Source organism: Gemmobacter megaterium, assembly GCF_900156815.1.
Lineage (GTDB): Bacteria > Pseudomonadota > Alphaproteobacteria > Rhodobacterales > Rhodobacteraceae > Wagnerdoeblera > Wagnerdoeblera megaterium.
Genome location: NZ_FTOT01000008.1, coordinates 79772 through 97258 on the forward strand (window position 1 = coordinate 79772; position 17487 = coordinate 97258).

General features: G+C 62.5%; 29 protein-coding genes and 1 pseudogene. 12 read left to right on the forward strand and 18 right to left on the reverse strand.

What is annotated here, in order from left to right:
• Position 1: 1 nt before the first annotated feature.
• From BW970_RS16645 to BW970_RS16725, 18 genes and pseudogenes are all read right to left on the reverse strand, one after another.
• Positions 2–895 carry a hypothetical protein gene (locus BW970_RS16645; RefSeq protein ID WP_076533559.1) on the reverse strand — a complete coding sequence of 298 codons (894 nt, stop codon included), beginning with the start codon at positions 893–895 and terminating at the stop codon, positions 2–4.
• Positions 892–3150 carry a portal protein gene (locus BW970_RS16650; RefSeq protein WP_144038991.1) on the reverse strand — a complete coding sequence of 753 codons (2259 nt, stop codon included), beginning with the start codon at positions 3148–3150 and terminating at the stop codon, positions 892–894. The genes BW970_RS16645 and BW970_RS16650 overlap by 4 nt, the downstream gene beginning before the upstream one ends.
• The gene (locus BW970_RS16655) at positions 3143–3640 is read right to left on the reverse strand and encodes a hypothetical protein (RefSeq protein ID WP_076533564.1); all 498 of its coding nucleotides are present in this window, start codon (positions 3638–3640) and stop codon (positions 3143–3145) included. Before BW970_RS16655 ends, BW970_RS16650 begins: the two co-directional genes overlap by 8 nt.
• Positions 3637–5046 carry a terminase large subunit domain-containing protein gene (locus BW970_RS16660; protein WP_076533567.1) on the reverse strand — a complete coding sequence of 470 codons (1410 nt, stop codon included), beginning with the start codon at positions 5044–5046 and terminating at the stop codon, positions 3637–3639. The genes BW970_RS16655 and BW970_RS16660 overlap by 4 nt, the downstream gene beginning before the upstream one ends.
• Positions 5043–5420, reverse strand: a complete 378-nt coding sequence (locus BW970_RS16665; protein ID WP_159441456.1) for a hypothetical protein — start codon at positions 5418–5420, stop codon at positions 5043–5045. The genes BW970_RS16660 and BW970_RS16665 overlap by 4 nt, the downstream gene beginning before the upstream one ends.
• Positions 5417–5977: an HNH endonuclease gene (locus tag BW970_RS16670; RefSeq protein WP_159441457.1), complete on the reverse strand. Its 561-nt coding sequence runs from the start codon at positions 5975–5977 to the stop codon at positions 5417–5419. The genes BW970_RS16665 and BW970_RS16670 overlap by 4 nt, the downstream gene beginning before the upstream one ends.
• Before the next feature lie 126 nt (positions 5978–6103).
• A complete protein-coding gene (locus BW970_RS16675; RefSeq protein WP_076533569.1) occupies positions 6104–6349 on the reverse strand; it encodes a hypothetical protein in 246 nt (81 codons plus the stop codon).
• Between the two features lie 5 nt (positions 6350–6354).
• Positions 6355–6690, reverse strand: coding sequence for a hypothetical protein (locus BW970_RS16680; RefSeq protein WP_144038992.1), 336 nt, complete (start codon positions 6688–6690; stop codon positions 6355–6357).
• Between the two features lie 14 nt (positions 6691–6704).
• Positions 6705–7292, reverse strand: a complete 588-nt coding sequence (locus BW970_RS16685; protein ID WP_076533575.1) for an MT-A70 family methyltransferase — start codon at positions 7290–7292, stop codon at positions 6705–6707.
• On the reverse strand, positions 7289–7543 hold the full coding sequence (locus BW970_RS20785; RefSeq protein ID WP_076533577.1) for a hypothetical protein: 255 nt from the start codon (positions 7541–7543) through the stop codon (positions 7289–7291). The genes BW970_RS16685 and BW970_RS20785 overlap by 4 nt, the downstream gene beginning before the upstream one ends.
• Positions 7540–8529: a DUF1376 domain-containing protein gene (locus BW970_RS16695; protein ID WP_076533579.1), complete on the reverse strand. Its 990-nt coding sequence runs from the start codon at positions 8527–8529 to the stop codon at positions 7540–7542. The genes BW970_RS20785 and BW970_RS16695 overlap by 4 nt, the downstream gene beginning before the upstream one ends.
• A 76-nt stretch (positions 8530–8605) precedes the next feature.
• The gene (locus BW970_RS16700; RefSeq protein WP_076533582.1) at positions 8606–8971 is read right to left on the reverse strand and encodes a hypothetical protein; all 366 of its coding nucleotides are present in this window, start codon (positions 8969–8971) and stop codon (positions 8606–8608) included.
• A gap of 34 nt (positions 8972–9005) precedes the next feature.
• Entirely contained in the window at positions 9006–9518 is a 513-nt protein-coding gene (locus BW970_RS21135; protein ID WP_234978504.1) for a hypothetical protein, read from the reverse strand.
• A gap of 25 nt (positions 9519–9543) precedes the next feature.
• A pseudogene (locus BW970_RS21350) lies at positions 9544–10080 on the reverse strand (DNA cytosine methyltransferase); the annotation flags it as partial.
• The gene (locus BW970_RS16710) at positions 10077–10352 is read right to left on the reverse strand and encodes a hypothetical protein (RefSeq protein WP_076533587.1); all 276 of its coding nucleotides are present in this window, start codon (positions 10350–10352) and stop codon (positions 10077–10079) included. The pseudogene BW970_RS21350 and the gene BW970_RS16710, both read right to left, overlap by 4 nt.
• Before the next feature lie 12 nt (positions 10353–10364).
• The gene (locus BW970_RS16715) at positions 10365–10595 is read right to left on the reverse strand and encodes a hypothetical protein (protein WP_076533589.1); all 231 of its coding nucleotides are present in this window, start codon (positions 10593–10595) and stop codon (positions 10365–10367) included.
• A 119-nt stretch (positions 10596–10714) separates the two neighbouring features.
• A complete protein-coding gene (locus BW970_RS16720) occupies positions 10715–10966 on the reverse strand; it encodes a hypothetical protein (protein WP_076533592.1) in 252 nt (83 codons plus the stop codon).
• The gene (locus BW970_RS16725) at positions 10963–11214 is read right to left on the reverse strand and encodes a helix-turn-helix domain-containing protein (protein WP_144038993.1); all 252 of its coding nucleotides are present in this window, start codon (positions 11212–11214) and stop codon (positions 10963–10965) included. Before BW970_RS16725 ends, BW970_RS16720 begins: the two co-directional genes overlap by 4 nt.
• A gap of 92 nt (positions 11215–11306) precedes the next feature.
• Here BW970_RS16725 and BW970_RS16730 point away from each other — a divergent pair, with 92 nt between their 5' ends.
• The 12 genes from BW970_RS16730 to BW970_RS16775 all read left to right on the forward strand — a co-directional run bounded on the left by BW970_RS16730 (position 11307) and on the right by BW970_RS16775 (position 17332).
• The gene (locus BW970_RS16730) at positions 11307–11915 is read left to right on the forward strand and encodes an XRE family transcriptional regulator (RefSeq protein ID WP_076533597.1); all 609 of its coding nucleotides are present in this window, start codon (positions 11307–11309) and stop codon (positions 11913–11915) included.
• Between the two features lie 162 nt (positions 11916–12077).
• The gene (locus tag BW970_RS20610; protein ID WP_144038994.1) at positions 12078–12659 is read left to right on the forward strand and encodes a hypothetical protein; all 582 of its coding nucleotides are present in this window, start codon (positions 12078–12080) and stop codon (positions 12657–12659) included.
• Positions 12660–12973: 314 nt separating this feature from the next.
• Positions 12974–13381, forward strand: a complete 408-nt coding sequence (locus tag BW970_RS16735; RefSeq protein ID WP_076533599.1) for a hypothetical protein — start codon at positions 12974–12976, stop codon at positions 13379–13381.
• Positions 13381–13758: a hypothetical protein gene (locus BW970_RS16740; protein ID WP_076533602.1), complete on the forward strand. Its 378-nt coding sequence runs from the start codon at positions 13381–13383 to the stop codon at positions 13756–13758. Before BW970_RS16735 ends, BW970_RS16740 begins: the two co-directional genes overlap by 1 nt.
• Positions 13749–14513 (forward strand): hypothetical protein, encoded by a 765-nt coding sequence (locus BW970_RS16745; RefSeq protein WP_076533604.1) that lies wholly within the window; start codon positions 13749–13751, stop codon positions 14511–14513. The genes BW970_RS16740 and BW970_RS16745 overlap by 10 nt, the downstream gene beginning before the upstream one ends.
• On the forward strand, positions 14510–14788 hold the full coding sequence (locus tag BW970_RS16750; RefSeq protein ID WP_076533606.1) for a hypothetical protein: 279 nt from the start codon (positions 14510–14512) through the stop codon (positions 14786–14788). The genes BW970_RS16745 and BW970_RS16750 overlap by 4 nt, the downstream gene beginning before the upstream one ends.
• Complete coding sequence (locus BW970_RS16755; protein WP_076533608.1) at positions 14785–15945, forward strand: recombinase family protein; 1161 nt, start codon at positions 14785–14787, stop codon at positions 15943–15945. Before BW970_RS16750 ends, BW970_RS16755 begins: the two co-directional genes overlap by 4 nt.
• Before the next feature lie 55 nt (positions 15946–16000).
• The gene (locus BW970_RS16760) at positions 16001–16372 is read left to right on the forward strand and encodes an HNH endonuclease (RefSeq protein WP_076533610.1); all 372 of its coding nucleotides are present in this window, start codon (positions 16001–16003) and stop codon (positions 16370–16372) included.
• Positions 16359–16643, forward strand: coding sequence for a hypothetical protein (locus BW970_RS16765; protein WP_076533612.1), 285 nt, complete (start codon positions 16359–16361; stop codon positions 16641–16643). Before BW970_RS16760 ends, BW970_RS16765 begins: the two co-directional genes overlap by 14 nt.
• Before the next feature lie 15 nt (positions 16644–16658).
• Positions 16659–16913, forward strand: coding sequence for a DUF2312 domain-containing protein (locus tag BW970_RS16770; RefSeq protein ID WP_076533614.1), 255 nt, complete (start codon positions 16659–16661; stop codon positions 16911–16913).
• A gap of 2 nt (positions 16914–16915) precedes the next feature.
• Positions 16916–17071, forward strand: coding sequence for a hypothetical protein (locus BW970_RS20790; protein ID WP_159441458.1), 156 nt, complete (start codon positions 16916–16918; stop codon positions 17069–17071).
• Complete coding sequence (locus BW970_RS16775; protein ID WP_076533616.1) at positions 17072–17332, forward strand: hypothetical protein; 261 nt, start codon at positions 17072–17074, stop codon at positions 17330–17332. It begins immediately after the preceding gene.
• The last annotated feature ends 155 nt before the right edge of the window (positions 17333–17487 follow it).

Sequence of the window (17487 nt, forward strand, 5' to 3'; positions counted from 1 at the left end):
ATCAGTTCAGGTATGCGGCTTGGCGTTCGGGCGGGAGGCGAGCCAGCATGGCTTCCGCCCGTTCAGGATCCACGCCCATCATGCGGTCGATGGCTGCGAAGGTTCCATCATCGGCATCTGCACCCGGTTCAGCGCCGGAAAGGCCGGTCAAGGTGCGGGGCGGTTCTGGCCGCGGATCGGTGCGTGGGCCGGCGTCGTCAGGCTTGGCCTGCTTGGTGGCATTCGGGCGGGTAATCGACTGTCCTGTCGTCACCTCCACATGATCAGCATAGAGCCGGTGGGCCAGTTCGATCTGCTTCTCCATGGGCAGGCTTGCATAGGCGGCGCTGCCGGTGACAGACCGCAATGCGGCGTCCCAGCCGTCGATATGAGCCTCTGATGCCAGATCGGGGTGCTGGGTATGGTAGGCGTCCAGCTTGGCATACCATGCCTGGGCGCGGGCTTGCTGCTGCTGGTTCAGCACGGTCTGTGCCAGTTCGATCTGGGCCATGGCGCGGGCCTTGGACTGCACCAATTCGGCTTGCTGTGCATCCCATTCAGCGCGGGTGAGGTCGCCATCATCGTATTTCTGGACCAGCTCTGCCAGCTTGGTATCGGCTTCGGCCAGGGCCTGCTGTGCTGCGGACACGTCAGGCAGCGGCACAGCCGTGGCTGCAGGTGCCGGTTCCGGCTCCGGCTCGGGCTGCTTCGCTTCGATGGTCTGAGGCGTCTCGTCCTTGGCGGGTTCTTCCTGCGTTTCGAGGGCGGCCAGAACGGAGTCCTCGCCTTCGGTCAGCGCGGCAATCTCGCCTTCATCGAGGAATGCCTTCAGGCCATCCATGGAGAAGGCGTCGGGCAGCCCCGCCGCGTTGAGGGCCTTATTCGGGTTCGGGGTTTCGGTGGTGGTGTCGGTCACTGGATCGCTCCTTGTGCGGCGGGTTGTGCGGTAGGTTGCTCGGTGGGCTGGACGGCACCGGGTGGGATCGTGGCGGCGGCTGGCGCTGCCGCTGGCGGGGCGCCGCTGGCTTCGGCATTGGCGAGGATCTGGTCAGCGGCTCTGGCGACGGCCGGGGCGCCCGCGATGGCTACGGCGGCTTCGAAGGCGGCTTTCAGCTTGGCAATCTGGTCGGCAGGCAGGGAGGCAGCGGCCTTTTCGGCTTCGGCGCGGGTCTTTGCGGCCTTGGCTTCCTTCTCGGCCAGTTCGGCCTCGGCCGCGCGCTTCTGCATTGCGTCCGCTTCGGCTTTTGCGGCATCTGCGGCCTGCTTTTCCGGCGTCGGGTTATTCGGGTCCGCATCGGGATCCTCGGCGCCGGTGATCTGACGGATGCGCTTGACCAGTTCGTCGCGCTTGGGCACGTCCAGAGCCTCTACGACCAGATCGAGGGTTTGCAGGACGATCTGGGGCGCAGTGGCGGCCAACCGTTCCATGAGCCCAAGCAATTCTTCGGCCTGAGCCTGCCGGGCGGTCGCACGCCAGTCATCTTCGGTGATGACGAAATCCGCCTTCGAGTTGGCGATGGCGGTGTTCGGATCGCCATTGTTGATGCTGATGTACTGAGGGTTTCCCCGACTGTCCGTGATGCGGAATTCGTCGGCCTCGGTGTAGAACTGCTCGACGTTCACCAGCAGTTTTTCGCCATGGATCATGCGGGCCTGGCGCAGGTTCTCGAAGAAGATGAAGGTGGCAAGCTGGCCCTGCTCCTGACGGGCAATGATCGCCTTGCCGGAGGCAGCATTGGTCTTGCGCCCGAGGTTTTCATCGGTAACGCCAGACACCTGCTGGATCATCTGGGCGTCCCGGCTCATCAGGTCGATATGTGCCGCTGCGAGGTTGGTGTCAGTCTCGATCTTGGGCGGCGTTCGGTTCGGCTTGTGAACGATCACCGCATCGGGCCTGCCTGCCTCGTCGCGCAGTTCCTCGATGTCATCCACGGCACCTTCCTCGACAGTGACGCGGGTTGTGGACAGGTGATGCAGCGCCTTGGAGGCGCGCTTGTTCAGGTCACGCTGAATGTCGCGCAGGCCACGGATGAGGCCATAGGGCATTCCGTCCGAGGCTCGGCGGTAGCCCCAGATCGGGGTGAATGGGTAGCGGTTGTGCCGATAGGGCGACTCCCGAATATCGAGAAAGCCCGCATCGGTCAGCAATGCGCAATGAACAACCTCGCGCGGTCGGGTGACGAGGGTTGCGCGGCCAGTGGCCAGTTCCTGCCAGTGACCGGGGCTCCATTCATCCAGAAGCTCGCCATTGAACTGCCCGCCCCGGATGATCTTGGCATTGGGCTGGACGCGCTTGAACCAGACTTCGATGCAGCGCACGCGGCGGCGTTCGGTGTCGTAATGTCGGTTGACCGGGCCGCTGGTATCGAAGTGTGCCAGTTCCTGCGCATCCATGGCCTCATCACCCAGATCGTCCAGTGTCAGCAGGCCGGGTGTCACATCATCTGCCGCCGACAGCAGCACGCCCTTCCGTTCGGGCCACAGAGCGGTCGCCAGGTCCAGATCGAGCCACTTGGCCCGCATGACATAGCGGGCATCTGCGATGTCCATGCGTGTGCTGGTGCTGTCCCACAGCATTGATCGCCACGATTCCCAGCGGTCGAACACGATAGTGCCGTCCTCTGGATCGCCTTGGCCCGTCTCGACCCAGCCGACACCGGCTTTGACCGCATCGGTGAATGCCTGGGCATAGGCGAATTCGCTGCGGTTCACGTCGCGCAGGTGGGCGAGCAACTGTGACTTGATTTCCGCCTGCTTCAGCCCGTCCCTGTGGCGTGGCAGCACCTTGTAATCCATCGGCGCGCGGCGCTGGCTGCCCAGCACCCAGTTCACCGAGGTCTGGATCATGTTGAACACGATGGGGGCCTGACCTCGTGCAGCCAGGGCGGCCAGTTCTTCGTCCGTCCATTGCTGGTGGTCGTACATTGCCTCGTCCATCGCCATTTGCAGACGATTTTCGTTCTGGCGTTCCAGTTCGCGGGTGTAGTGGCCCAGCACACGGACATGCATTGCCTGCCCTTGGGGGCCGTCCATCCATTCAATCTTGGAGGATGCCTTGTCGGCGCTGTGCTGAGCCTGCATTCGCTCGAAATAGCCGTCGCCCGCCTGCGCTGGCCTGCGCGGGTCATACTCCACCATGTTTCGCGGGTTGGTATCCTGTGGATCAAACATCGCGGGAGATCTCCGACTGGCGGGTTTCGCCGGTGACGGTGTTGGTGATCTTGATCTCACCGAAGGACGGGCCGCTTCTGCGGCGATCCAGCGCCGGTGCCGGCGGCATGGACAGAAGATCGGGCAGATAGTGGTTGATCGTGTCCAGGACGCGCAGGCGGTCGCGCGGGCTGTGAGCATTGCCGGGAAGCAGGCCATCTGCGAGCCATTGGAATGTGCGTGCCCCGCAATGCTCTGGGTCGCCGACATCGCCATGTGCGGCCCATCGCCATGCCTCACTCAGCGGGATCACGACCGGGACCGTTCTGCCGCGGGCGATAGGGCGCAGTGGGTGCAGCAGCACCATGCAGGGCTCTGGCAAGGGGCTTGCATCGGTACGGATCCACGATCCGACGACGACGATGCCATTGCGTTCGCCGTCGAAGTGCCGCCGACGCAGATCAAGGGCTGGTGCCTCGATCATGGCGCGGGGAATGAGCATTTCGGTCACGCAGTCAATCCTGACGTTCGGCGCGGCCTCTTGCTCGCGGAGTTGTTCTTGGGGTGGAGGAAATCGACGGACTGGCCCCACTGACGGAGGGCGTCGGCATAGTTCGAATAGCGGTCGTGCTCGGGTTCGTCGGTGAACGCATCGAGCCGGGCGTTGTACTTCTTGCGGTAGTTATCCATCGCCACGATGCCGTCGCCGCACTCGTCAGCGTCGAAATACACGTTGTGGCCGAGGGCCAGCCGGGTCTGGTTGATGCCGGTCAGCACTTCCTGCACGCGGGGCACAATCTCGAAGCGCAGGCCGGGCAGCAGCTCTTGCAGGAGCTGGACCGCACTCTTGCCGGTTTGCAGGCTCTTGTTGGCGGCGTCATGCGGCAGATAATGCGTGCCGGAAAGATTGTAGCCGGTGGCCAGCAGGAACTTGGCGTAATGCTCCAGGCTCTCCCCGCTGTTCTCGTATGCCTTGATGAAGCGTGTCTCACCCGCAACCTGCTGCATGAACCAGATTGCGGTGGTGTCATTCCAGCCCAAGTCCCAGAAGGTATGGACCGGCAGGCCGGTGGAATAGGGCACATGCCGGATTCGGCCCTCGGCCCGCAGCTTCTGCATCTCGTTGGCATAGTAGGCTCCCCGGATGCGACCCTGCCGCCAGAGGCCCATCAGCAGGGCATCGCGTTCCTCGGGCGGAAGCTGCAACAGGGCTTCGCGGTAGCCTGTGCCGCCCAGATGGGTATTCTCGGACAAGCGCGCCGGGATGAACTGGCGGAACATCGTCGTGATGGTGCCGAGTTCTTCATCCACGATGTCGACGGGAATGCAGGTTGCCTTCCCATCTTCCTGAATGCCCCAGCGTTCCATCACCCACTTCTGGCCGGGACCATCCGGGTTGGTGGTGGCCCGGATGTAGCGGGGCAGCGTCTTGTCGGTGCTGCGGCAGCGTGAGAACAGGTAGAGATAGCAGGTCGGCGTCGGCCAAAGGGTGAGTTCGTCAAAGCCGATGTAGTTCCAGGCCCGGCCCCGGTATTTCAGGCGGTCGCTGTCGTTTTGCAGATAGCCGAATTCGACCTTGGCACCGCTGGAAAAGGTCCAGACCTTTTCGGTGGAGTTGTAGGAGGCGCCTGGGTCCAGATCCTTGTAGACCTCCAAGCTGCGCCCGATCAGGTCGCGCAACTCGGGGAAGCTGCGGCGGAACAGGACGGCGCGGTGGTTGGGATTGTCGATGCCGTCATGTTGCAGGCACAGCGCATCAATCAGCAGGGCATCAGACTTTCCCCCGCCGGCCGCCCCGCCATAGAGCACCTCGAAGTCGTCGCATTCCAGAAATACGGCCTGCTTGGGCGTGGGCTTCCAGATCACCTCATAGGTGTCTGGATCAGCGTCCCACTCACCAGGGCGCAACATGCTCATTGAGCATCATCCTCGCGCCTGAGTGGCCGGGTTTCGATTGGCGCCTCGACCTTGGGCGGGACAAGGATCACGCGCACCTTGACCTTGTGGTCATGCTCGATGGGTTTCCCGCCCTTGCCGGTGTGTTCGACCGAGGACAGCGGCTTGCCATAGGCTCTGTCGAGAATAGCCGTTGCGGCTGACACACGCGCGGCCGGCGGCGCGGTGCGGCTTTTGGCAATCGTGACAAGTGCTTGCAGGGCGGCTTCGCCATGCTCTTGAGCCTGCTCGCGGATGGCCTTCTTGAGGACATTGTGAGCAGCAGGCTTTCGGCCAGCGCCGGGGCGCTTTCCGCCGCGCTTTTTGGGCGCGCTGATTTCCTCGTCTTTTTTCAATTCATCACCCATTGCCGGGCGACGTTCTTGAAGCTGATGCCCAAGACCGCTTTCGCGATTGTTCGCTGGCAGACGCCATGTCTTGCCGCCAATTGCCGCTGTGTTGCGCCACCACGGGCGTATTTCTCTCGGATGGCTGCGACTTCGGTATCGGTCAGCTTTGCCTGCGGGTGCTTTTCCCCGCGAATGGCATTCTTGACCTTGGCGTGTCGGCCTTTTCTGGTCATGTCGAGGTTGTTGTCGGCCCGTGTTCCGCCGAAAAGATGCGCGGGGTTGCAGCATCTCGGGTTGTCGCAAGAGTGGCAGACAGCTTCCGGCAATTTGCCGTTGGCGAGCCCGTAGGCAATCCTGTGCGCCAGCATCACTGACGAACTAGACCTCCCGACATGGAATTGTCCGTAGCCCTTGTTCAGGGCGCCAGACCACTCCCAGCATGATTGCGGGGATGGGCGGTCTACCTTGGACCAAAACCGTTCGACGTTCACCTGGTATTCCGCCGCGAAGGCGGCGTGATCTACGATGTTCCGCTCGTTGAGTGCTCCGACCTTGCGCGCCACGTCCTGTGCTCCATCCGCCATGTGGTGCACATTGTGCATCATTTTGGCGGACTCGGGCAATGGGGCTGAGGCTTGCGCTTAGCTGGGGGAACTGAATGGCCCGACAGGCAAGGTGAAATGTGCCTTCTACGCGCCCATGGCCAGCCTGATTGCGCGTTTCAGTCGGGCGACGACCGCATCCTGATTGATGCGGCCCCGCGGTGTGCAGGCAATGGTGAAGGCCATCGTATCGCCGTGTGGCAAGGTGATGCGCAGGAATGGATGGCCCTTGCCCGGATGGTTGACGACCTCGAAGCGCAGGCCGATCTGGTCAAGATAGGACGAGGCTGCGAGGTAATCGGGGTTCTTGCGAACCTTGGCGGCGATACGCATCCGGCTCATTCTGGCAACGCATATTCGACGACCCAATGGCCGCGCAGATACTGACGGGTGCGCGACAGTGTTCCTTGCCGCCACATTGCGTCCATCGTCTTGCTGACCATCATGCTCGGTTCGCCAATGGCCTTGGCTGTGCGCGCTGCGGTCAGCCTGGTTCCTGCCGGACTGGATTTGAAATGGTTCAGTACGGCCTCGGCGCGTGGCATGTCTGCGGTCGCCTTGACTGCCTGCTTGGCGAAGGGCCGGGCCTCTGTTGACCATGGTTCGGCGGGGAGACGAATTGGGGCGGAGGTCTGACCGAGGTCTCGGCGGATGGGGGTATAGTCGCGCACCATGACAGGCTGCATGTTCAATCCTCCTTGGCGTGGGTGAGTTGGTTGCCGATTGCGGTCCAGCCCGGTCGCGGTGCGCGGGCGAAAATCTCGACCTTGGACGCCTCGGGGAACCGGGCGTCGATAACTTCATGGATCCAGTCAGGCTTGGCGCTGTGTCGTCCCTGTGCGCCGGGAATGACGCTGGTGGGAAACAAGGCTGGCATTTCGCAGGGGAACCTGCCGCGCCGCCCGATCAGGACGATTTCGTGCCTGTTCCTTGCCCAATATCCTGTGCCGTTCCGCGCCTTGGTCCAGACCAGCTGCGACTTGTACCGGAAGCCCCACGAGCGCAGGACACGGAAGCCATGTTCGGCAAATGGCACCGTGACCCAGAGCAGCAATAGGGCGTTGGCGGCGGACATCGCCCGGATGGGCAGCGCCTCGATGTCGGCCAGCGGCATGGTGTCGTAGTGGCGGCGCGCATTGCGGCCCGGCTTGCTCTTGCTGTTGCCTGCGAAGTTCCACGGCGGGTCGGCCAGAATGATCTGGAAGCCGCCTGCGGGCCGGATTTCCTGCGCCTGCACGGCATCGCCGGGCCGCAGGGTGATGGGGTAGATGGTCATGGTGCTACCTCGCTCAGCTTGGCTTGAGCGGCTTCGAGGGCGGCGGTATCGGCGGCGTAGAAGCCATGCCACGGGCCGGGTTCGATGATCCTGCCCTTGGGATCGGTCCTGGCCATGCGATCCCGCAGGCGGCGGTAGAGGGCGATCCAGTTCGGCAGGTCGCTGGCCTGGATTGTCGCCCGCCAATCGGCCTTGGCGAGGATGATGCGCTTGCGGTCTCGGGTCGGGATGGCGCGAAGGGGCTGCCTCAAAATGCGATCCCCCGAACCTTGAGCGTTTCCGGCTCGACGAGCCCCATGGCCAGCAGGTCACGGGCCTGAACCGGGGTGACGACGCTGGGCGGGCAGTACCCGCCGCTGTTGATCATCCTTGCCTTGAGTTGCAGCACCTCGGCCTTTGACGGTGGAGGTGCATCGTTCCGCCGCTGGGCCTTCTGCGGCGCGGCCATGAAGCCGGAGAGAGCCTGCGGCGTTGCCGGTGGTTCCGGGTGGACCTCCCGGCTTTTCCGTGCCCGGTCGATGATGGCGTCCTCGGTCAGCCCGGCGATGAGCCATCCCGAGACGAGGTCGGCGGCCTTCGTGCCGAGCCATGCCCCCGGTATTGCCTCGGACTGGTATCCGCAGGCTGTCGCAATCTCTGACAGGAAATCCTGATCCACCGCCGCCATTGGTGGTGGAGAGGATTCTTCGTCAGAAGAATACTCTCTACCACCATATGTTGGGTTGTTGGGTTGTTGGGAAGGATAGTGCCGCGGATGGTTCCGTGGATCATCTGCGGATGCGTCTGCGGTGTTATCCGTGGATATATCCGTGGATGATGCCAGTTTGTTTGTTTTCAGTGCCTTGCGGGAATTTTCGCGTTTATCTTCGTCACGTTCCGCAGATCTTTTTTTGTCACTCTGGCGCTTAACCTCACGTTCAACGTAAGCCGCCTCAAATTTCAGGCGCTTCGAGAAGATCATGCCATCTTCGACCAGCATGAAGGGTCGGATGACGGGTCCGATCCGGGCGTTCCACAGCCGCGTGGACACCTTGGCGACCTGCGCCAGGCGGCGGTCATCGTCTGGCAGATCACAGCTTCGGCGGCGCCACATCGCCATCAGGATCAGCAGATAGGCCCCGACTTCATCGGCTTGCAGTTCCTGCGTATCGCGCAGGAAGGCATCGGCCCAGAGCGGGATAGGACGCTTGGCGCGGGCGGCCTGGGCATCGAATGGGGCACGCTTGGAGGAGGTCATATCATCACCCCCTGGACCTCTGGCGTGGGCGCCTCCCATGCCGCGCGCAGGCCGGCCTCCTTGGCGAATGAATGCTTCACGGTCCTGCTCTTTCGATCAGCACCACGACCACCTTGCCGTTTGGCCGGTGGGGTGGGTGGATGTGATAGGATGGACGCCATGTGGAATCGTCGTGCCTGATCGCCGCCGCGATACCGTCGCGGGCGTGCTTGAAGGCACCGATCATTCCGTCATCATCACGGGCGCGGTCATCCGGTGGATGGAAATGGACCTCGACCAGCGGGGGGTGGGCGAAGCGGCGCCGCCCGATGGCTGCCAGCGTCAGGATGCAGGCCGCTTCTTTTGCCTCGCGGGCCGGGCGCAGGTATCTGGACCAGTGCTTGCGGCGCTTGGCATTCGGCGTCAGGCGCTTGTCGGGCCATGGCAGGTCGATCTGGATCATGCCCGGATCTCCCTCACCGATGCCATGAATGCCCTTACGAACTCTGCCGCCGCGTGCGGGTTGATCGCATTGCCGTAGCCGCGCAGTCGTCCCACACGGGCGGAAACCCCATGAGCCAACGGGAATGTGCCGGATTCAACTGGCCGCCACTTTCCATCCCGGCACAGGAGCCAGTCAGGATCTGACCAGAAGCCGTCAGTCGGGCCGGGCTGTTCGCCGCCAGCATTGCGAAATCCATCAGATCGTTGCTGCGCTCCGGGTTCATGGCCCGCTTTGCCTGGCCGCCCCCCGAACCATCCGATGCCGCTGCTGTCGGCCATCCGGCAAGTTGTGCTTGCCGGGGTAGCTGGTCCAGCCGCAGCCGGGCCGATCCGTCCGGGTTCGTGGCCTCGATCGCCATACCGGGCGTGTCCTTCCAGTCCCGGCTGCTGGCTGTCGCCCAGCCTGCCAATTGTGCCGTCTCGGGCAGTGCCATCATGTTCTTGCGCGGGCCAACTGCACCGCCTTTCAGCGCATCCGTCGCCGTGCAAGTCGGCCAGCCAGTCAAGATCGACGGCTCCGAAGAACGTGCGTTGCCGGATGTGCGGGGCGCCGATGCCCGCAGACGGAATATCTGACGCCCCAACGGCGTATCGTGCCGCTTCCAGACGATCCGATAGATCGTCGAGCCACGCCCATGGAGGCGTGCCTTCAAATGCCGGTCGATTGCCCTTTGCAGCCGGTCCGAACACATCCGCGCTTGCGACCTGTTCGCCAAACAGCATTGGGGGGCGGGCGGCCCCGACCAGTCCTGCAAATTTGGGGGAGAGATGTCGGGGATCGTCTCGTCCAAGGCTCTTGCCTGCAACGCTGAACGGCTGGCAAGGCGGACTGCCTGTCCAGACCGGGCGGCAGTCTGGCCACCCGGCGAGGCGCAGGGCATAGGGCCAGCCGCCGATGCCCGCGAAGAAATGGCAGGTGCTGTATCCTGCCAGATCGGAAGATCGAACATCGAGAATTGACCGCTCATCTACATCCCCGTCAGGCAAGTGCCCGCGCGCGATCAGCTCGCGCAGCCATGCGCAAGCCTGCGGGTCATTGTCGTTGTAGTAAGCGCGGGGTGCGGTCATGCCCGCGCCGTCCGCTTCTGGATCGCGTAGCACCAACGCCGCATCGGGGTATCAACCCCGCCATTCGGGAACTGAACGAGGGCAAGGCCAATCACCCCCGCAACCTTTGCGGCGGTGGCGCACAGCTTGTCCGGGGCACAGCCATACAGCCCCTCATAATACACCAGCATCTTGCCCGGCGGCAGACTGTGGGCAGCGTCATGCAGGCTGTTCTGCCAGTCCTCCCAGTTCTTTGGCCGCTTCCACAGGACAATCTTGTCAGCGTGACGCATCACCTGACCCCCTTATTCCGATGATTGATTTTGGTTGCGCAGTCGCGCGAGGTATTCCTCCAGCGAGGCGGTGCGGGCCTCGGTGGCTTCGATCTGCCGCTCGATCCGCTCCGGCAGTCGGTAATCCTTGAATAGGAGGTTCGTGACAGTGCCGGGCTTCACCCCGGTCAGGTCCGCAGCCTCTTGAATGCGGGCTAGAACCTCCCGCAGATCGGCAGCTTGTCTGGGCGTCTGGTTGGCCATGCGTCAGCCGTCCAGTCGCAGAAAGTAGGCTGCGGCCTTGGCGCGGCGCTGTCGTCCTCGCCGCTCCGCGCGCCGGGCTAATGCCTCGTTCCAGCGTCCAAGCAGGTACCAGATCACCCTCATCCCTGACCCTCGATCCTTGTGAGAACAACTTCGGCGCCAGCGATCACGAGGACCGCGACGACATGGCGAAGCGAGGCGTCGTTCTCGCCACGCAGCCAGTTCTGGACTTGCCGAGACGACACCCCGAGAACTCGGGCGGCCTTGACCGCAACCTCGCGCTCGGACCTGCCCGGAAATGCCCGCCACAAAAGCGCGGCAAACCATGCACGCGCACCGTCAACACCCTGCGATTGCGCAAGATTTTTCATACAAACCCCTCCATGTTGCGCTGGTCAGAGGCAGAATCAGAGGGAGGGGTAGTTGGGTGTTTGAACCAGACGAGCACGGGCACCTGCCCGTCAGATTCTCGCTCGATCCGCAGCATGGTTTCCCTGCCGGGCAACTTCTTGCCCGCCAGAATCTCGCTCAAGAAGGAGCGGGACATGCCGAAGGCACGCGCCCAATCCTCTTGGGTCCGCTCGGGATGTTGCTTGGTATATTCGTTGAGGGTCATCATGGCGCAAACGTCGCACATAGCGACATTTCGTGCAAGGCGGATTGTCGCTATTATCGACGCGACATTCTGCGGCCTGTGTGGAAACTCAGGTCATGCGCTTCTTGATCCGACAACTGCGCCAGGAACGGCGCCTCACACTGGAAGAACTTGCCGAGAAAGCAGGGATCAGCCGGTCATACCTGAACGAACTTGAGCTTGGCGCGAAAACGATCAATGCGAACCGCTTGCAGCAGGTGGCGAGAGCCCTCGGGGTAGAAGTGACTGACCTTTTCGCGTCAGAGCCAACCCCCGTTGCTGTTGCTGGTCAGGTTGGCGCAGGGGCGCGTGTTCCCTTGGTCGATATGTATGCGAAAGGCGGGGGGCTGTATCACGTCGCTAGGCCACCCCAGTTGGCGGGGCAGAGTGTTGTCGCAGTCGAGGTGGAGGGCGACTCCATGGCGCCGATGTATCAGCCTGGGCACGTCCTGTTTTTCTCGCGCAACACGCACGAAGGTATCCCGGAGGAAGATGTTGGCCGTCCTTGTGTGGTCGAGGATGCAAGCGGCATGGCTTGGGTGAAGATGGTCAAGCGCGGCTCCGAGCCGGGGCGGTGGAACCTGATCAGCCTTAATCCTGACGCAGAGTCGGTATGGGATGTGCCGATCAAATGGGCCGCAAGGGTGCGGTTTGCGCTGCCAGCAGAGCTTGTAGAGAGGATATGAATGAGGCGGCACTTTTGCGCTGCGGCTACAGCGGTCTCATTTGCACTGGTATCGCCACCTCCGGTCTTCGCAGGTGCAATTTCAGATATACTCACTGCCCCATCTCACGGATCGCTTCAGGGTTTACTTCAGAAGTATGGTGACAACGGCTTGTGCCGGTCAATGCGGCGACGGTCGGGGGGCAACGTCTTTGCTGTCGACGTTTTGGATGACAGTGCGCTGCCGCCGCTGCGTGGTGAAATTAACAGGATTGCAGTGACTTACTACGTTCCAGTCAATGTTCTTCTGGCCATTGCATCACTGGCTGGAGCGGAAGATCGTAAGTCGATACTTTGCATTTCGGAAGTTTCAGGCAGAGAACTTGAGGCTTCTGTGGCACTTGGCCACGATCTGGCCGGGGCAATCTGCGCGAAAATTGGGGACAGCGCCAAGTGCGAGGCTGTCATAAAAGAAGCATATCGGATAGCTGATGTGATTGATCCAAAGCCCAAACCGGTGCCTGAAGTGCCGCAAGTGCGCCAGTCCGCCGACGATGATACGAAGAAGCGGCCTCGCCAGAGAAACGTGGAGACGGCGAGGAGATGGGCTATTCGCACCATGAATGACACGAGATCCTGCTTGGCTGGCGTCGAAAACGAGACGTTCGAGCTTGATGGAGATTGCGGTGCATCTTGGGACTACAACAGTAGGCTCAACCACTACCTTCAGATCATTGAGGGCCTACCTCCGCCGATCTATCCGTAGAAGTCTGGCTGTGATGCCCCGCACCGGCAGCACTTGATCTTAGAAGATCGTGAAACTCGACGTTGCCATCGCGTCGGATGCGCCATCCTTCGCTACCGTCTGACTTGTCGAACGCCTTCGACCTGATTTCGTCATGGTCCATTTTGGCCTCCTGATCTGGGTCTGAGCTAGCACATGCGTGATCGAAATGCAGCAGCCCCGCTTCGGCGGGGCTATCTGATTCGAGCATCAATGTCGCAGATGGCGACATTTTCCTTGACGTCTAATGTCGCCATATGCGACATATCGCCTGACCCCATTGTGGAGGACAGGGAATGTTGCACCGCCACCATGTTCAGCCCGGCACGGTGATGCTGGAACACGCGCTGGATGGCCTTGGCGCAAGCCCGCACGGCATGGCCTATGCCCTTGGCGCATGGATTGTTCGGCGGTTCGGCCCGGTGAAGGCCGGGCAGTTTGCCGATACCGTGGTCAAGGCAGTCCAGATCGAGATCCGCAAGGAGCAGCGCGAGGCGCCCTTTGTCGAGGTTCAGGATGAACCGGAGACGATCAGCGCGATTGCGGCGGATCTCGATACCAGCACTGGCATTGTCGCCCCATTGGCGGCGGGGCTGGCGGGGGGCACGCTTGCTCTCCTGATTTTCGGCATGGGCTGGGTGTCTGTCGACGTGACGACCCGTGCAGTGGAATTGCAGATTGCTGCGGGTGCTGCGGAATGGTGATGCGGCAACCCAGCCCTGCGGCGGAGCTTTACGCTTGGCATCGCGCTGCCGTCGCCGGTGAGGCCCCTCCGATCCATGATGGCCTTCCTGAATGCGGATGGTTCAAGCGCCGTCTCGTCAAGGGCGGCCCGTGGGTGCCGGTGCGCATCTTCGTGCGGCGCGAAATCGAGATGGATACCGGCGAACTGCTCGGGCCGGAAATCCTCGTGGCCGATGTGGATGGCAAGCTGGACGATCCGGCCCGCCACTGGACCTATCTGACTCCGATCACGCGGTCGGATTACGAGGCACTGCTGTACCGGCAAAGCATCGTGCCGGGCATGGCCGATTCCCAAAAACCCCTGGACCTGACAAAGGAGCCCATCCGATGGATGTGATCGAAGAAGGCCGCGCGCCCGCCGCGCCCGGACACAATAACCCCCCGCCATACGACCCTGACAAGCACGCCGATCTGGCAGCCCGCGTTGAGAAGTTCATGGCGACCTGCAACGAGGTGCGCGCGGCAGGGGAAATCACCAGCGAGGAGAATGCCCAGCACCTTTCAGACCTGATCGCCGGTTTGCGCGGCCTCAAAAAGCAGGTCGAGGCGCAAAAGAAGGCTGACAAGGCACCGCATGACGAGGCGGGTAAGGCAGTTGTGGCGGCGTTCAGCCCGCTTGAGGAGCGTCTTGAACGGGCAGCCAAAGCGATGCTTGTCGTCATGCAAGGCTGGCTGGACAAGAAGAAGGCCGAGGCCGAGGCCGAAAAGGCGCGTAAGGCGGCAGAGGCCGAGGCCGCACGCAAAGCCGCCGAGGACGCAGCCGCGCAGGCAGCCGCTACTGGCAACATCGACGCTGAAATCGAGGCCGAACGGCTGGCCAAGGAAGCGGCCAAGGCCGAGAAGCGGGCCGCGAAACAGGTGAAGGTCTCGGTTGGCAGTGCCACCGGCGCCGGGCGCACAGTCAGTACCCGGAAGGTGCGCAGCGCGGAAATCACCAACGCCCGTGCGCTGTTCTTGCGCTACGCCGATCATCCGAAGGTGCTGGACGTTCTGCAATCGCTGGCCAATGCCGATGTGCGGTCGGGTGAAATCACCGAGGCGAATGCTGCCCTGTTCGGGGTGAGCATTCGGGAAACGGCGGTGGCCGCATGAGCCTCGGTCGCACGATCACCATCGACACCTACGCGCGGCGCGAGGAAGGCGTCTATGGCGTGATTGTCGAATACGCCGGTCAGGCGCCGATCCTGCTGGAGCGTGAGGGCTGCGACTCGTCGTTCCGGTCCTGCATGGAGCAAGTGGAGCGGATCAGCACGGACAGGCGCGCAATCCGCTACTGCATCGTCCGTCTTGTGCCGATCGATGGCAACGAACTCCTGCTGCTCGACTTCGAGCGGCTTCAAGCCTTCAACAAGGAATCCGAAGAATGAACACCGCCCTCATTGCGGCGCCGCAGAATCCTGCGCTGTCGCTGCTCATGGACGTCCAGAAATTCGAGCACATGCAGCGGATCGGCAGGATGTTTGCCCTGTCCCCCTTGTTCCCCGAACACCTGCGCAAAGGCGGGCTGGATCCTGCCACCGCCAACGCAGTGCTGGTGCTGAACATGGCGAACCGGCTGAACGAGGATCCGCTGACGGTCGCCCAGCAAATCTATTTCGTGGGTGGAAAGCCGGGCTGGTCGACCTCTTACATGATCGGCAAGGCCAACCAGCACGGCGTGTTCCGCGATCCCATTGATTGGGAAGTGACCGGGAAAGGCGAAAGCTTGTCCGTCACCGCCTTCGGCATCCTCAAGGCCACCGGCACGCGGGTTCAGATCACCTGCGACATGGCGATGGCCAAGGCCGAGGGCTGGACGAAAAATCCCAAGTACCAGTCCATGCCGGAGCAGATGCTGCGCTATCGCAGTGCCGCGTTCCTGATCCGCCTCTACTGCCCGGAGGTGATGATTGGCGTGCCCATGCAGGTCGAGAATGAACTCGAGACCATGCGCGACGTGTCACCGAATGATGCGCCCGTGGTCGAGGCCAACAAGGAACCACCCGTTGAAGCAAAGGCCGAGGAGGCGGTCGAGGCCGATCCCCCGCGGCGCAGCAGGCACGAGATCCAGAAGGAATTTGCACGTCAGCAACGCACGGCATCCGAAAAGCCCGCGCCTGCCGAAGCCGTAAGGCAGAAGGAACCCGAAGGGCCGACCGAGGCCCAGATGCAGGGCCTGCTGGATCTGATGCTGGCCGAACTGGCACAGGCCGGGCCGGACGTGGTGCGTTCGACCTATTCTGAACAGATCGACCTGATGCGTCGGGCATTTCCGAACCTTCACGCCAAGCTGGCGACGGCGCTGGATGGCCCCCAGCCGCAGGACTCGATGGCCCAAGGTGGCCTGTTCCAGGGTGAACGGAGCAACGAGCCGGACTTCCTCTCCACGCCCATCGCGCGCCAGTTCCTTGCCGATGTTGATGCCGTTGGCTTGCAGGAGGCGGTCAGTCTGCATGAGCCGTCGCTTGAAAATCTGCGGCGCACCTCTGCCGAAGGCTACCGCGCACTGATCCGCAAGGCCGAGGACATCGAGGCCTCGGCTTGATCCGCCGCCCGGCCTTCGGGCCGGGCCACACCCTCGCGTAGCAGAGAGCATTCCGATGAAACGGCGGAACTGGACCAAGGCGCAGCGGGCGCGACTCTATGAGGCCCATGCTGGCGTCTGCCATATCTGCGGTGAACCCATCGACCTCGATACCGACCGCATGGAGGTCGAGCATGTGGTTCCCCTCGCGCTTGGCGGGGCAGACGAATGGTCGAATGTCCGACCGGCCCATGCCTCGTGCCACGCCGCCAAGACACGGGCCGATGTGACCCACATCGCCAAGGCAAAGCGCGTCAACCTGAAACACACCGGCCAGTTCAGGCCGCCAAGGCGCATCGTTCCGGGCTCCAGGACGAGCCGGTTCAAGAAGTGCCTGAACGGCACGGTGCTTATTCGACAGAAAGGAGCCCCCAATGCGCGGGCATGAGACACGGCGCCGTCCATTGAAAATGTCGCCGCTGATGATGACCAAGGCCTACTTGATCTGGGCGCACTGCCAGTCGCGCGGCTGGGGGCAGTCCTTCCAGAGCGTGGCCGATGCACTCGGTTTTCCCCGGCAAACAGTGATCAGCATTGCGCGGGGCAAGGGGTGGATTGGACGCTTCCGGTCCGAGACGCCCAACGCCATCGACGTGCCCCTGATCGGTGAGGATCAGGAAGTTTCCCTTGAACCCCAATCCGCGCCCCGCTGGGCGTAAGCAGGAGCCGCAGTGATGAGCAATCCGACCGATGCCTATGCGGTGACCGCCGACGAACTGCGCCAGTTCATCGAACGTGCCGAACAACTGGCCGCCGAAAAGAAGGACATTGCCGAACAGGAGAAGGAACTGTTCGCCGAGGCCAAGGGCCGGGGCTACGACACGAAGGTGATGAAGAAGGTCATCGCCTTGCGCAAACGCAAGCCCGACGACATCGCTGAGGAAGAAGCGGTTCTGGATATGTACCGGGCCGCCCTCGGGATGGGCTGACCATGCCCAAGTACCTCGCCACCGTGAAGCAGGTGATCGTCGTCAAGGTGACGGTCCATGCCGCGAATGAAGCGGTCGCCAAAGCACGCGCGGAACAGGTTGTCAGGGGTTTTGCCAAGACGACCGGCGCCACCACCCTCAAGGTTCAGGAGTTGTAGATGGCAGATCTTGCCGCCTCCCTTTCGCAGAGACTCGCCAGCACCGCCACGGGCTACGCTGCCGTGATCGACGGCATTCTGAATGTCAGAACGGTGACGGAAACCCGCAACATGGCCGCCTTCAATGCCATGTTGGTGCAAGGTCTCCAGGTCGTATCGACCTGCCAGAACGTGGATTGTGATTGCATGGTCAAACTGTTGTCGCAGTTGCGGCCGGGCTCAAAGATCGTTGCCGTGCAGGTGGGGGTCGCCAATGCGTGACGGCCCGATCCGCTGCGTCCAGATCGGCGCACATTCCCTGGCCCAAGGCCCTGTGACCACCACGCCGGTCAATCCAGCCGATCACCGTCCCATGACGGTGCGGACCGGAGAGACCAGCACCGCGACCGGGCTCCCGGTCCCGAGCCTCAGAAAGG

Excerpts from the sequence above, each read along its gene's own strand:
- BW970_RS16650 (WP_144038991.1), bottom strand. The coding sequence starts at position 3,150 with ATGTTTGATCCACAGGATACCAACCCGCGAAACATGGTGGAGTATGAC.
- BW970_RS16660 (WP_076533567.1), bottom strand. The coding sequence starts at position 5,046 with ATGAGCATGTTGCGCCCTGGTGAGTGGGACGCTGATCCAGACACCTAT.
- BW970_RS16675 (WP_076533569.1), bottom strand. The coding sequence starts at position 6,349 with ATGCGTATCGCCGCCAAGGTTCGCAAGAACCCCGATTACCTCGCAGCC.
- BW970_RS16680 (WP_144038992.1), bottom strand. The coding sequence starts at position 6,690 with ATGGTGCGCGACTATACCCCCATCCGCCGAGACCTCGGTCAGACCTCC.
- BW970_RS16685 (WP_076533575.1), bottom strand. The coding sequence starts at position 7,292 with ATGACCATCTACCCCATCACCCTGCGGCCCGGCGATGCCGTGCAGGCG.
- BW970_RS16695 (WP_076533579.1), bottom strand. The coding sequence starts at position 8,529 with ATGACCTCCTCCAAGCGTGCCCCATTCGATGCCCAGGCCGCCCGCGCC.
- BW970_RS16700 (WP_076533582.1), bottom strand. The coding sequence starts at position 8,971 with ATGATCCAGATCGACCTGCCATGGCCCGACAAGCGCCTGACGCCGAAT.
- BW970_RS16710 (WP_076533587.1), bottom strand. The coding sequence starts at position 10,352 with ATGCGTCACGCTGACAAGATTGTCCTGTGGAAGCGGCCAAAGAACTGG.
- BW970_RS16715 (WP_076533589.1), bottom strand. The coding sequence starts at position 10,595 with ATGGCCAACCAGACGCCCAGACAAGCTGCCGATCTGCGGGAGGTTCTA.
- BW970_RS16720 (WP_076533592.1), bottom strand. The coding sequence starts at position 10,966 with ATGAAAAATCTTGCGCAATCGCAGGGTGTTGACGGTGCGCGTGCATGG.
- BW970_RS16725 (WP_144038993.1), bottom strand. The coding sequence starts at position 11,214 with ATGATGACCCTCAACGAATATACCAAGCAACATCCCGAGCGGACCCAA.
- BW970_RS16730 (WP_076533597.1), top strand. The coding sequence starts at position 11,307 with ATGCGCTTCTTGATCCGACAACTGCGCCAGGAACGGCGCCTCACACTG.
- BW970_RS20610 (WP_144038994.1), top strand. The coding sequence starts at position 12,078 with ATGCGGCGACGGTCGGGGGGCAACGTCTTTGCTGTCGACGTTTTGGAT.
- BW970_RS16735 (WP_076533599.1), top strand. The coding sequence starts at position 12,974 with ATGTTGCACCGCCACCATGTTCAGCCCGGCACGGTGATGCTGGAACAC.
- BW970_RS16740 (WP_076533602.1), top strand. The coding sequence starts at position 13,381 with ATGCGGCAACCCAGCCCTGCGGCGGAGCTTTACGCTTGGCATCGCGCT.
- BW970_RS16745 (WP_076533604.1), top strand. The coding sequence starts at position 13,749 with ATGGATGTGATCGAAGAAGGCCGCGCGCCCGCCGCGCCCGGACACAAT.
- BW970_RS16750 (WP_076533606.1), top strand. The coding sequence starts at position 14,510 with ATGAGCCTCGGTCGCACGATCACCATCGACACCTACGCGCGGCGCGAG.
- BW970_RS16755 (WP_076533608.1), top strand. The coding sequence starts at position 14,785 with ATGAACACCGCCCTCATTGCGGCGCCGCAGAATCCTGCGCTGTCGCTG.
- BW970_RS16760 (WP_076533610.1), top strand. The coding sequence starts at position 16,001 with ATGAAACGGCGGAACTGGACCAAGGCGCAGCGGGCGCGACTCTATGAG.
- BW970_RS16765 (WP_076533612.1), top strand. The coding sequence starts at position 16,359 with ATGCGCGGGCATGAGACACGGCGCCGTCCATTGAAAATGTCGCCGCTG.
- BW970_RS16770 (WP_076533614.1), top strand. The coding sequence starts at position 16,659 with ATGAGCAATCCGACCGATGCCTATGCGGTGACCGCCGACGAACTGCGC.
- BW970_RS20790 (WP_159441458.1), top strand. The coding sequence starts at position 16,916 with ATGCCCAAGTACCTCGCCACCGTGAAGCAGGTGATCGTCGTCAAGGTG.
- BW970_RS16775 (WP_076533616.1), top strand. The coding sequence starts at position 17,072 with ATGGCAGATCTTGCCGCCTCCCTTTCGCAGAGACTCGCCAGCACCGCC.